The organism is Sphingobium xenophagum, assembly GCF_002288285.1.
GTDB classification, from domain to species: Bacteria; Pseudomonadota; Alphaproteobacteria; order Sphingomonadales; family Sphingomonadaceae; genus Sphingobium; species Sphingobium xenophagum.
The window spans coordinates 220,260-231,479 of record NZ_CP022747.1; the positions used below are offsets into that span (position 1 = coordinate 220,260).

An 11,220-nucleotide genomic window follows, 5' to 3' on the forward strand; every position below is an offset into this window, starting at 1 on the left:
CATGGCCATCTTCAAGCGCCACCGGGCGCCTCGTTTTCGGCGCACCGCCCCGGTCGCCGTATCGGGACTGCTCGCCCTTGCCGGTCCGGCATATGCGCAGCACACCCCGACCTCGACGGCTGTCGAAGGGCTCGATGTCAGCGGATCGATGCGCCTGCGCTACGAGACGGTTGATGGACAGGTTCGCCCGGGGTTCAACCCGAGCGACGAACTCATCGACCTGCGCACGATTGTCACCGCGACCTACAAGGCGGGGCCGTTCCGCATCGGCGGCGAAGTCTATGATAGCCGGTCCTGGCTCGCCAACACGCGCACGCCGATCTCGACCAACGAAGTCAACGCACTCGACCTGGTTCAGGCCTGGGTCGGCGCCGATATCGAGCACCCATTCGGCCCGGGCACATCACTCGGTCTTCGGGCTGGCCGGATGCAAATCGACCTTGGCTCGCGTCGGCTGGTCGCGGCCGATGACTATCGCAACACCACCAACGGCTTCACCGGCCTGCGTGCGGACCTTGGCCTCAAGACCCTCAAGGCGACATTGATCTACGTTCTGCCGCAGCAGCGCCGCCCTGATGACCAGACTGCCATTCTCGATAACAAAATAGGCTTCGATCATGAGGGATTCGACCAGGTGCTTTGGGGCGGCATCGTGTCGCGTCCGAAAACGCTCGGCGCGGCAACGGTCGAACTGGGCTTCTTTCATCTCGGCGAACACGACACGGCCGGTCGTCCGACGCGCGACCGATCGCTCAACACTTTCGACGCGCGCGTGATCCGCGATCCAAAGGCCGGCATCATCGACTATGAGCTTGAGGGCATCTATCAATCAGGCCGGATCAGCACGACCATCGCGGCCGGCGCGCCACGCGTCCCGGTCAGCGCCTGGTTCGTCCACGCCGACTTCGGCTATACATTGCCGGGCGTCTGGAAGCCGCATGTCTCGGCCGAGTTCGATTATGCTTCGGGTGATCGCGCGGGCGGCACGTACACGCGGTTCGACAGCCTGTTCGGGATGCGCCGCGCCGATCTCGGGCCGGTCGGCCTGTACAATGTGGTGGCGCGCACCAATGTCTTGACGCCGGGGCTACGCGTCGAGGCAACGCCGAACAAGCGGCTCGACCTGATGCTCAGCTACCGGCTACTCTGGCTTGCCCAGGCGACCGACAGCTTCTCGGGCACAGGGGTCCGTGACGCATCGGCGCGCGCGGGCAGCTTCGCCGGCCAGCAGCTCGACGCCCGTGTTCGGGCCTGGATCGTCCCGCAAAGGCTGCGGTTTGAAGTGGACGGCGTATGGTTGGCAAAAGGGCGCTTCCTCACCGATGCGCCCAACGCACCGCCAACGGGGGACAGCAAATATCTCTCGCTCAACCTGACCGCCAGCCTGTGAGACAAAGGACGAAAGGGATCGAGCATGCTCGTATGGCGAAAAGCCCTTCAGTTCGTCGGTATCGTATCGGCGCTCTCGCTCGCGCCCGGTTGCAGCGCAGCCCCGCGCATGGTCGCCGCAACCGACCCATCGTCACCGCTGAAACTCGAGCGAGCCATTTCATTGCCCGACGTCGCCGGGCGGATCGACCATCTTGCGCTCGATGTGGCTCATGGCCGGCTATTCGTCGCGGAATATGGCAACGGCACGGTCGATGAAATCGATCTGGCCAGTGGTCGCCGGCTCGGCCGGATCGTCGGACTGCACGAACCGCAGGGTGTCGCCTATCTCGATCGCCTTGACGAGATCGTCGTCGCTTGCGGTGATGGATCCATCCATTTATATACCGCAGCCGATCGCCATGAAGTGGCGAAACTCGACCTCGGCGACGATGCTGACAATGTCCGGATCGACAGTCGCAATGGGCATGTCATTATCGGCTATGGCGGTGGCGGTCTGGCGATCATCGATCCCGCGAAACACGCAATTCTGAGCCGGGTATCGCTCGCCGGCCACCCCGAGGAATTCCGGCTGCGGGCCTCCCGTGCCTGGATCAACATCCCCGATCGTGGAGCGATCGTGGTGGCTGACGTCGATTCAGGCGCTGTCCTTTCGTCATGGCCGACGGGATGCACCGCCTGAACTTTCCGCTGGCGGTCGAACCGTCCGGTCGCGAGGTGGTCGTTGGCTACCGATTACCCGCTGCGCTTCAGCGCCGAGATGCCGTTACGGGAGCCGTCATCGATACGCTGCCCGCCTGCGGCGACGCCGACGATCTCTTCCTCGATGGCGACCGTCAATATCTCGTCTGCGGTGCTGGCCACATCGACGTTTCGATGCACTCACAGCCTGGGGGAACGGGCCTGCGAGTTATTACCGCGCCGGGCGCTCGAACGGGCCTGTTTTCACCTGAGCTCGCGAAGCTGTTCGTGGCGGTGCCTGCCAGAGGCAGGCCTGCGGCGATCTGGGTACTGGATACGGCAATCGCGCGTCATTGAGCGGGACCACAGGTTTCGATGACGTAGTAATTGGCCAAGGATTTCGATGCACCGCGTAGAGAGGGATCAGGCCGACCACCGCCAGCTCTTTGGGTTAGCGCGGCGGTCGGCCTGATCCCTCTCAATGGACGCCGCTAAAAGGGCAATCTGATCCGCAGGACCTAAGAGGTCGCCGCTTTCGATGAGCGCGCGCAGATCCTCCCGCGCTTGGGCGATCGCCTCCTGCCAGGGATCGAACCGCAGCGGCGACGCTATCGCTGGCGCCGCGATCGGCAGGGAGCGGGCAGGCTGGCGTAACCGCGCCAGCTGCTGCTCGACCCACCGCTCCATCTCGTCGGCGACGAGGTCATCCGACTTCCGACACCCATGCGCCCGCGCCTTACTACGCGCTGCGATGCCATAGGCCTGGCTGTCGATCGAGGCGACGCGGCGCGCGAAGGGTTTGAGGAAGGGAATAGCCGCGCCCTTGACGCCGAAGAGATGCAACCGCACCGCCGGCGGCAGGACGCGGTCGAGATGATCCACCACCGCGATGAGACCGGCGTCGCCATGGATGGGTCGTCGGCACATCGATCCGACACCGATGAGGGTATGGCGCTCGACAAGGCCTGCGAGCGCGGTGGCGCAGCGTTCGTAATCTTGCGGCAGGCGGCCCTGGATGACCGACAGGAACGTGCTGGCGATATTCCGATCGACAGCGCGCGCATGGCATTCGATATTGGCCCGGACGGTGCGCGCGGTCCGGTCCAGAACCTCCTCCCGGTCTCGGGCAACCTCTTGCTCCACGCAATAGTCGAGGCTCGCCCACCAGCGAAAGGGATAGGCGGATGCGAGCGCGACATAGTCGTCGATGGTCCAGGGAAAGCCGCCATAGCGAGCCATGGCGCTGAACCCGGCGCTGTCCAGGCAAAGACTGTGGAGACCGGCCGCATGCTTCAGGCCCTGGAGCTTCCAGCCGGCCCATTCACGCCCCTGCCTTGCGTCCACCCAACGGGAGAAGGCATTGGCGGAGACGAGGACCGGCAGGGCAAGGCTGCGCGCGCGGGCGAGCAGCGGGCCGGAGCGAAGATGCGGCAGCCCGACCATCAGCGTGATCGCGCGCGATTGGGACGAGGACGTAACCATGCGACATGTCCTTGGAAACCACCTCATCGGCAAAGCCCATCGACGGCACCGGGCTCGACCTAGTGCCGTACGGGGTGGGCCACGCGCTTCAAGCGCCCAGGCCTTGCGGAAAAGGGACTATTGTCGGCGCTCGCAGGTGAGGCGTTCGCCCTTGCGCCATCGGGCGGGGGGCAGCCAGGTGCCAGCAAAGGCCCCTGCCCTGCGGCCCTGGGCGTCGGCGAAGGCCGCCTCATAGCGCGCGCGGCGGGCGGGATCGCGGCGAAGATACTGCGCTTGCGGGATCGCAAGCCCGGCTCGGAGCAACGTCTCGCCGAGGTCAGCGCCGCGAACGGTCACGGTGGCGACGGGGCGGCCATAGGTTGATGAGGGCGTCAGCGTGATGACCGCCTCGGCATCGCGCAGAGCCCGCGCTGCGAGATCCTGCGCGGCCTTGCCGCACGACCAGCAGCCATTCCGGCGCTCGCACATCTGCCTTGTCTCGAAGGCATCGATCCCGAGCAGGCGGATATCGACGGCGAGCGTATCGCCGTCGAGCGCGCGGCCGCGCGCATGGAAGCTCTGGGCGTCCGACAGGCTGGAGCCCATAAGCAGGGCTGCAAAGACGCTCGCGAGCATGACCTTGCGACCCATCATGATACCATGACCGTCTCGACCTGCTCATAGCGGGCCGGGACCAGGGCCACCCGGTAGGGCTGGAGAAGATCGCCGATGCGCACGACGCTGATTGGCTCACCGCCGGCGGCGAACAGACGTGCAGCGACGCGTTCGGCATTCTGCCGGCTGCACAGGAGGTCGCGCTTGGCCGACCGGGGAAAGGGAAAAGGGAACATGATCAGATCCTTGTCTTCGCAGGAGGGACGGGAGGCAAGAGCGCTCAGGCGAAGAGGGTCTTGTGGACCTTGGTCTCCGGGACGATCGTCCAGGCCTGGTCCATGAAGCGGGTGATCCGGTAGGGCATGCGCGTCTCGGGATCGCGCAGGATGACGCGGCGGCCGATCCGGTCGACGATGAATTCCTCGCCCACATGCCCGTCGGAAAACCGGACCGGCGCGGGCAGCTTGATGCGCGCGCCGGTCTCGATCTTTCTGGAACGGCGGGCGAGCGCCTCGCGGCAGCGACGCCGCCAGTCGAGCGCATGCTCGTTGGTGGTCGGTGTGAGAAGATCGAGGATCGCGGCGGGACAGGCAGCCTCGCAGGGGCCCATATTTTCCGTCATGTCCTTGTAGCCAAAATTTTCGCCGCTCGCGCTGCGCGGGTTCCACAGGACGAGGCAGACGATGGCGACGACCTCGCCGCCGATGCCGTCGCGCGTCACCTGAGCGGCTGCATAATAGACGCGGTTTGCAGGGCAGGACGAGGCGAGCACCTTGAGGCCGCGCGTGCCGCCCTCGGGATGATCGCGCTCATAGGTGAACTGATCGTCGAGATAGGCTTTCGCGGTTGCGTGCCCGCCCATCGAATGGCGGGACATGGTGAGCCAACCCATGAGGGTTCTCCTTGGATGAGAGGGGATTACCAGTCATAGACCGGCAGTTCGGCGATCGGTGCGCAGTCGCGGTCGAACTGCAGCCAGGCCGCGCCGGTCGCTTCGGCGAGGTCGAGGCAGGCCTTGAGCGAGCCGGGCATATGCGCGCGGGCTGGCGACGCGACCCAGATGAACCAGCCACAATCCAGCCATCGGTCCATGAGGATATGCGCCTGCCACAGCTCGGGGTTGAGGCGGGCCGCAAGCGGCGGCGGATAGGCGAGGATGGCGTCCAGTTCCGCCGCGACCTCGGCTGAGAGATGGGCCGTCGACAGGCAGGCCAGGATCTTGGTTTCAAGGGTCATGGCGGCCGCCTCATGCAGCCGCGGCAAGTTCGGGCGGCGGGGCGCTGCCCGCTTGCCCGGCCTCGCCGAACGCCGTCAGATAGGCGAAGGCCTGTTCGGCCTTGGACGCAGCGTGGATGATGGCGGTCTTGTCGGCCTTGAGGATGCCGAGCCAGTGGCCGACATAGCTCGCGTGGCTGTCGTGCAACTCGTTGGAGAGGCCAAGCTCGGCGCAGACCAGCCCGGCGGTGATCTCGGCGACAAGTTCCTCGAATGCGTAGGCTTTGTCGCCGAAGCGTTTGCCGAAGGTGCGCGCGAGCCGGTCGCCATGGCCGGTCCAATGCCCCGTTTCATGGACCCTAACGCTCGCATAATGGTCCATCGAGATGAAGCTCGAGCGCTTGGGCATCTGGATATAGTCGAACGTCGGCGAGTAGAAGGCGCCGTTGCCGCCATGACGGACATCGGCGGGAATTGCCGCGAAGAAGCTGTCGATCGCCGCTTGCCGCAAAGAGGGGGTCAGCGGCGCGGCCGGCACCTCGGGCGGGTAATAATAGCCGGGCAGGCCATCGATCTGGTCGGCGTTGAAGACGATGTAATGGCGCAGGAAGCGGATGCTGCGTTCCACGGCCTCACCGCTCGCGGCGTCCGTCTCGGTCTTCTTGAACGAGGAATAATAGACCGACAGGGCGCCCTGCTCGCCGCGCCGGACCTGCGCGCCGAGCTCGCTCGCCTGCCGGTAGGTCATCCAGTAGCGCGACCGGTAGCCGTGCATGTCGCCGAGCGCCCAAAGCAGGAGATTGTTGATCCCCGTATAGGGCGTGCCGCAATGTCGGAGCGGCCGGCCGCCGCTGCCACTCGTGCGCCAGGGCCGGGTCCAGGGCGGTACGCCCTTTTCAAGGCGATCGATGATGATGGCGCTGATTTCGGCCGCGGCATCCCGGCCGGTTCGTGCAGGCTTGGACATGGTGAAAAACTCCTCACAGACGAGACGACCACCGGCGCGAGGACACGCCGGTGGTCGCTTGCGGACAGGATTTGAGGCTCAGGCCTCGGCGGCCGCGAGTTCGTCTTCGTCGGCCTCGGCCGGCGCGGAGGCCGTCGGCGCGGCGGTCACCGCGTCACCGTCGTCCGTCTCGCTGTCATCAGCCTCGTCGCTTTCGGTCACGTCCAGGTCGCCAAGCGCATCGAGGGGCTCCTCGGCCCGTTCCGCCACGCGATCCAGGAAGCGCATGGCATTGGGGACCCAGGCGAGCGCCGCCTCCTTGACGTCGGGCTCGACGATCGACTCCCCGGCAAAGAGCTTTTCGCAGCTCGCGGCGATCTCGCCCTTCTTGAGTGTGGCATGGCGCGCGGTGAGCGAGCCCCCGCCGACATCGTTGAGCAGGGTGAGGATCGTGCCCTTGTTGACCCGGTCGAAGAAATTCTCCGCGGTGGGTCGCCACCAGGCGGCGACATCGATCTCGAGGATCGAGGCGAGGCGGTTCTGCAGCGGGATCTGTTCCGCCTTGAAACCGCCCTTGGCCTCGAGCGAGACGGCGACGATGTAGGCGAGCCAGGCTGCCTTGGCGTCGTCTCCGAGCGCGCGGAAGGTCTCGAACCGCTCCACGATATCGGCTGGTTCCGTCCAGCCCGCGTCGAGCCCGTCATGGGCCTCGGCGAGATACTGCCGCGCCCGGGTCACCGGCATATCACCCGAGATCGGGTCTTGCGGTGCTCCGGCCCGCAGCGTCGAGCCATAGTGGACGCTGTGGTAGCCGGTATGACGCGTGGACTGGCTGCGCGCGTCGATCATCGTGAAGAGGGCATAGTCGAGCGCGAGCGCGGGTTCGGCGAGGAGCGAGGCCGCCAGAATGTCACGGCGCTGCATGGCCAGTTCGTCGTAGAGCCGGGCGCTGAGCGGCTTGCCGCCCGGACCCACGGCTTCCTCGGGCAGGCTGGGCGCCTCCTTGTCGGCCCCGCCGATGCGGAAACCGCCTGCCAGGCGCTCGCCCTCTTCGCCGCCCTCGCCGTCGTCCTCCTCACCCTCGCCCTGCGCCTCGTCATCGATGCGCTGGATGGGCTGTTCGCTGAAGAACTGCGTGTCGAGGCGCATTTCGCCCTGCGGGGTCAGGAGGAGGAACGCGCCGACATGCGGCTTGAGCTCGTCGGGCAGCACCGGCAGCCGGTTCTCGATGGCTTCGGCCTCGGCCATCAGCGCGTCGTCCTCGCTGTCGAGTGCCTTGAACTGATACTCGTCGAGCGCCTCGTCCTGCATCAGCTCTTCGAGCTCGCTGCGCCGCGCCTCGATCGCTTCCAGGCGCGCCGCCTGCTCGTCGGTCAGTTCGGGCGGATCGAGCATGACGCGGTAGAGATCCTGCGCGTGGTTATAGGCATAGCTGCTTGCGATCGGCCGGATCCAAGCGAGCCCGGATTCCTCGCCGATGCGCTTGGCCTCGGCTTCCATCATCTCGGCAGCGACGCCCTTGGCGATCTCGGGATCGATCCAGCGGTCGCCGCCCTCGCTGAAGAGGTCGCGATCGACCCGGCCGCCGGCGGCCGCATAGCGGTCCTCGCCGATCAGAAGCGCGATCGGTTCGTTGGATTTAAGGGCGTCGTTGGCGATGACGCGGCGGATGGAATCGGCGTTGACGTAGCTGTTCTGGCCGTAGGTGCTCCAGACATCGAGCTGCTTGTCGTGGCTTTCCGTCGAGGCATAGGCCTTGGCGATGTCGAGCGTAATCGCGCCCGAGGCCAGCGCGTCGAAGATCGGCTCGGCCAGCGAGGCCAGGCGCAGGCGGCCTTCGACGAAGCGGCGGGTCTTGCCGAAGCGTTTGGCGACCCCGTCGATGTCGGCGCCCTTGCCGATGAAATGCTCATAGGCGCGGCATTCTTCGGCGGGGGTGAGCGGCAGCTGGTGATAGGTGGCGGCGAAGGACGTTTCGCTCAGATGTGCGATGTCGCCCGTGATGACGCGCACCGGCACATCATAGTCGGCCGCGACGATCGAACCCGCCTCGACCAGGCGCATCAGTGCGCGCCAGCGCCGTCCCCCGTCGAGCACTTCGAACGTGCCCTTGGGCTTGGCCGGGGTCACCAGCATGTTCTGCAGGATGCCGCGGGCCTCGACGTCGGGGGTGAGTTCGTCGAGACGCAGCCGGTCTTCCGAAACCTTGCGCACATTGATCGGCGAGAGGCGGAGCTTGTTGAGTTTGACGCTGTCGATCACTGGAAGTCTCCTTGATGCCCGGACCATCCCGGGACACCCTTCCGACCCCCCTTCTCTTTGCAGCGGCCCCGCCGCTGGCCGTTTCGGGCGCCTGGGCTGTCCGACCGGGGGCTGCGGCCTGCGGGTGCGACAGCGATCGCCTAGGCACGCGGAACGGGGCGCCGACACCTGCCAACGACGCTGGGAACCCGGTCAAAAAAAGGAACCGGTTGGCCGCTCCCGGCCCCTCTGTTAGGGCGGGGCTGCGCTGCGCAAAGGGCAGCGCCGGACCTCGCAAGTCCGTGAACACAAGCAACTCGAAAACCATCGGTTTCCGGGCTGCCGTCGCGCATGTCCAGACCTTCGGGTTAAAGGTGACGGCGCATGTGTGTTCACATGTTGCGAGGTCCGGCGGCTCCCGCGTCCAGTGCGCGGGAGTTCGGACGACAGGCCAATCGCCCCCTCTCCCACGGTTTAATCGGGAGCTCGAGGATATGGGCATGGCAGAGACGAACAGCCGCGGCATCGCGATAGGCCTCATGCGGCAGGCGATGGTGTTTCTGGAAAAGGCCGAGGACTGGGATACGGCGGCGCGGCTGCAACATGCGCTCGATGTGGCGCTCGCGGCGCGGCCCCTCCAGCCCGGCGAAGAGCTCGATCCGCAAAGCGCCGCGCTCATCGCGGGTATTCCGCTCAGCAGCGATTAGGCCATTCGCCGGGCCTCGAGGGATTGGAAACCCTCCACCTCTTCCCTAGGAGGATCGCGGGAATTGGCGGGGCATCGCGTTGAGAAGAAACCGGATCATTTCTCCTCCACGGGAGGATCTCGACCGACTGCGCCAGCCCTTGACGCCCGGCGAGCGCGTAGTCCTCGAGTTTTTCGACGCGCATCTCGACCCGGAATGGGAGATTTATTGCCAGCCGCATCTCAACGGCCTGCGCCCCGACTTCGTTTTATTAAACCCCTCGGTGGGAATCGCCGTCTTCGAGGTAAAGGACTGGAACCTCGATGCGATGCACTATTTCGTGCCCGCCGGCGGCCGGGACCTGCACGGGCGCAAGGACGGAAAGAGCTTTTCCCTTGCGGCGCAGAACCCCGTCACCAAGGTCAATCATTACCGAGATGCGGTCTACAAGCTCTACTGCCCTCGCCTGAAGCAGAATGCCGGCTTTGCCGCAGTGACGGCTGGCGTGATTTTCCCCTTCGCCGACAGCCGGCGCGTGCGCGACCTCTTCGCCGGCTTCCTGACGCGCGATGAGAATGATCCTCTGGCGCGCTATCAACCGGTCAGCGGTCGGGTGGAGCTCGCCGCCGGCCGGATCGATTTGATCATGCCGGAATCGCAGCGCCGGCACTCGATGCTCATGCGCGAGGACATCGCGGCCGATCTGCGTGGATGGCTGGTGGAACCTGATTTCTCGGTCACGCAGCGCCAACCGCTGGAGATGGACGCAAACCAGCGGCAGCTAGCCGAGACCCGAACCACGAGCGGCTATCGCCGGATCAAGGGGCCCGCCGGGTCCGGCAAGTCGCTCGTCCTCGCAGCGCGGGCCGCGCGCCTTGCCGATGAGGGAAAGTCGGTGCTGGTCGCGACCTTCAACATCACCCTCTGGCACTATCTGCGCGATCTCGTCGTGCGCGCGCTCAAGGTGCGCGGGGGCCACCGCAATGTCGTGTTCGTCAACTTCCACAGCTGGTGCAAGCAGGTCTGCATGGAGGTGGGATGGAGCGAGGCCTATGACGAGCTGTGGAAGAGCGGAGACGGCGCATCGGTGATGGAAGCTGCCCTTCCCAGCCTTGTCGCTTCGGCCGCGGCCGAGGAGGACAGCCCGCGCTACGACGCGATCCTGGTCGATGAAGGGCAGGACTATCGCCCACTCTGGTGGAATACGCTGCGACGGTTTCTGCAGCCTGGCGGGGAGATGATCCTGGCGGCAGATGCCACGCAGGATGTCTATGGGACGGCCCAGGCCTGGACCAACGAGGCAATGGCGGGCGCGGGGTTTCGTGGCGCCTGGGCGCAGCTCGACGTCAGCTATCGCCTGCCGCCCGCCACCCTGCCGCTGATCCAGAGCTTCGTGACCAGCTTTCTGCCGGAAGAGGGCGTTGAGCTGCCCAGTCCGCCACAAGCATCGCTCGATCTGTTCCCAGTGTCACTGCGCTGGGTGCAGTGCACGTCGCAGCACAGAATCGAGACCTGCGTCACAGAGATCGTCGGAATGATGCGGCGGACGGGGAAGGCCCTGGCCAATGCCGATATCACCTTCCTTGCCGCCGACGCCTCGGTAGGCGCGATGGTCGTCTCTGCGCTCGCCGACCGCGACATTGCCAGCGTCGCCACCTTCGCGCCCGACATGCAGGAGCGCCGGCGCGAAAAGATGGCCTTCTACATGGGCGACGCTCGCGTGAAGGCCACGACCCTACACAGCTTCAAGGGCTGGGAATCGCCGCTCCTGGTGATCTATGTGGACGAGAATGCGGGCGAGCGGTCGCTCGCACTGGTCTATGCAGGTCTCACCCGCCTCAAGCGCCAGCAGGCGGGAAGCGCCATGACGGTGATCTGCTCGTCCGCGCTGCTGCGCGACTATGGCAGCACATGGCCGGATTTTATCGAGACAGGGCCACTCGCGACGCTTTGATCGGACGGACGGCCACATCATCCGGTAGCGGA

General features: G+C 65.8%; 12 protein-coding genes. 5 read left to right on the forward strand and 7 right to left on the reverse strand.

Translation table 11 applies throughout. The features are described from left to right. Window position 1: 1 nt before the first annotated feature. Genes CJD35_RS19135 through CJD35_RS23195 form a run of 3 tightly spaced genes read left to right on the forward strand, consistent with a single transcriptional unit; the run spans window position 2 to window position 2,427 of the window. Window positions 2-1,390 carry an alginate export family protein gene (locus CJD35_RS19135; RefSeq protein WP_095687454.1) on the forward strand — a complete coding sequence of 463 codons (1,389 nt, stop codon included), beginning with the start codon at window positions 2-4 and terminating at the stop codon, window positions 1,388-1,390. Between the two features lie 24 nt (window positions 1,391-1,414). Continuing rightward, on the forward strand, window positions 1,415-2,071 hold the full coding sequence (locus CJD35_RS23190) for a YncE family protein (RefSeq protein WP_244917321.1): 657 nt from the start codon (window positions 1,415-1,417) through the stop codon (window positions 2,069-2,071). Then, window positions 2,047-2,427, forward strand: coding sequence for a hypothetical protein (locus tag CJD35_RS23195; protein WP_244917322.1), 381 nt, complete (start codon window positions 2,047-2,049; stop codon window positions 2,425-2,427). The genes CJD35_RS23190 and CJD35_RS23195 overlap by 25 nt, the downstream gene beginning before the upstream one ends. Before the next feature lie 66 nt (window positions 2,428-2,493). Here CJD35_RS23195 and CJD35_RS19145 read toward each other — a convergent pair whose 3' ends face one another. The 7 genes from CJD35_RS19145 to CJD35_RS19175 form a co-directional block, all read right to left on the reverse strand. Next, window positions 2,494-3,552: a deazapurine DNA modification protein DpdA family protein gene (locus tag CJD35_RS19145; protein ID WP_095687455.1), complete on the reverse strand. Its 1,059-nt coding sequence runs from the start codon at window positions 3,550-3,552 to the stop codon at window positions 2,494-2,496. A 117-nt stretch (window positions 3,553-3,669) separates the two neighbouring features. Next, window positions 3,670-4,185 carry a thermonuclease family protein gene (locus tag CJD35_RS19150; RefSeq protein WP_095687456.1) on the reverse strand — a complete coding sequence of 172 codons (516 nt, stop codon included), beginning with the start codon at window positions 4,183-4,185 and terminating at the stop codon, window positions 3,670-3,672. Beyond that, on the reverse strand, window positions 4,182-4,382 hold the full coding sequence (locus CJD35_RS19155; RefSeq protein ID WP_095687457.1) for a hypothetical protein: 201 nt from the start codon (window positions 4,380-4,382) through the stop codon (window positions 4,182-4,184). Before CJD35_RS19155 ends, CJD35_RS19150 begins: the two co-directional genes overlap by 4 nt. 44 nt (window positions 4,383-4,426) lie before the next feature. Continuing rightward, window positions 4,427-5,038 (reverse strand): DUF6927 domain-containing protein, encoded by a 612-nt coding sequence (locus tag CJD35_RS19160; protein ID WP_095687458.1) that lies wholly within the window; start codon window positions 5,036-5,038, stop codon window positions 4,427-4,429. 26 nt (window positions 5,039-5,064) lie between these two features. Beyond that, window positions 5,065-5,382 carry a DUF5983 family protein gene (locus CJD35_RS19165; RefSeq protein ID WP_036529779.1) on the reverse strand — a complete coding sequence of 106 codons (318 nt, stop codon included), beginning with the start codon at window positions 5,380-5,382 and terminating at the stop codon, window positions 5,065-5,067. Between the two features lie 10 nt (window positions 5,383-5,392). Beyond that, a complete protein-coding gene (locus CJD35_RS19170) occupies window positions 5,393-6,328 on the reverse strand; it encodes an ArdC family protein (protein ID WP_095687459.1) in 936 nt (311 codons plus the stop codon). Between the two features lie 78 nt (window positions 6,329-6,406). Beyond that, a complete protein-coding gene (locus CJD35_RS19175) occupies window positions 6,407-8,569 on the reverse strand; it encodes a ParB/RepB/Spo0J family partition protein (protein ID WP_095687460.1) in 2,163 nt (720 codons plus the stop codon). Between the two features lie 479 nt (window positions 8,570-9,048). Here CJD35_RS19175 and CJD35_RS19180 point away from each other — a divergent pair, with 479 nt between their 5' ends. Beyond that, complete coding sequence (locus CJD35_RS19180) at window positions 9,049-9,255, forward strand: hypothetical protein (protein ID WP_244917323.1); 207 nt, start codon at window positions 9,049-9,051, stop codon at window positions 9,253-9,255. A 139-nt stretch (window positions 9,256-9,394) separates the two neighbouring features. Beyond that, a complete protein-coding gene (locus CJD35_RS19185) occupies window positions 9,395-11,188 on the forward strand; it encodes an NERD domain-containing protein (RefSeq protein WP_244917324.1) in 1,794 nt (597 codons plus the stop codon). The last annotated feature ends 32 nt before the right edge of the window (window positions 11,189-11,220 follow it).

Coding starts and splice junctions, on each gene's coding strand:
- CJD35_RS23190 (WP_244917321.1), top strand. CDS start 1,415: ATGCTCGTATGGCGAAAAGCCCTTCAGTTCGTCGGTATCGTATCGGCG.
- CJD35_RS23195 (WP_244917322.1), top strand. CDS start 2,047: ATGGCCGACGGGATGCACCGCCTGAACTTTCCGCTGGCGGTCGAACCG.
- CJD35_RS19150 (WP_095687456.1), bottom strand. CDS start 4,185: ATGATGGGTCGCAAGGTCATGCTCGCGAGCGTCTTTGCAGCCCTGCTT.
- CJD35_RS19165 (WP_036529779.1), bottom strand. CDS start 5,382: ATGACCCTTGAAACCAAGATCCTGGCCTGCCTGTCGACGGCCCATCTC.
- CJD35_RS19160 (WP_095687458.1), bottom strand. CDS start 5,038: ATGGGTTGGCTCACCATGTCCCGCCATTCGATGGGCGGGCACGCAACC.
- CJD35_RS19170 (WP_095687459.1), bottom strand. CDS start 6,328: ATGTCCAAGCCTGCACGAACCGGCCGGGATGCCGCGGCCGAAATCAGC.
- CJD35_RS19145 (WP_095687455.1), bottom strand. CDS start 3,552: ATGGTTACGTCCTCGTCCCAATCGCGCGCGATCACGCTGATGGTCGGG.
- CJD35_RS19135 (WP_095687454.1), top strand. CDS start 2: ATGGCCATCTTCAAGCGCCACCGGGCGCCTCGTTTTCGGCGCACCGCC.
- CJD35_RS19180 (WP_244917323.1), top strand. CDS start 9,049: ATGGCAGAGACGAACAGCCGCGGCATCGCGATAGGCCTCATGCGGCAG.
- CJD35_RS19155 (WP_095687457.1), bottom strand. CDS start 4,382: ATGTTCCCTTTTCCCTTTCCCCGGTCGGCCAAGCGCGACCTCCTGTGC.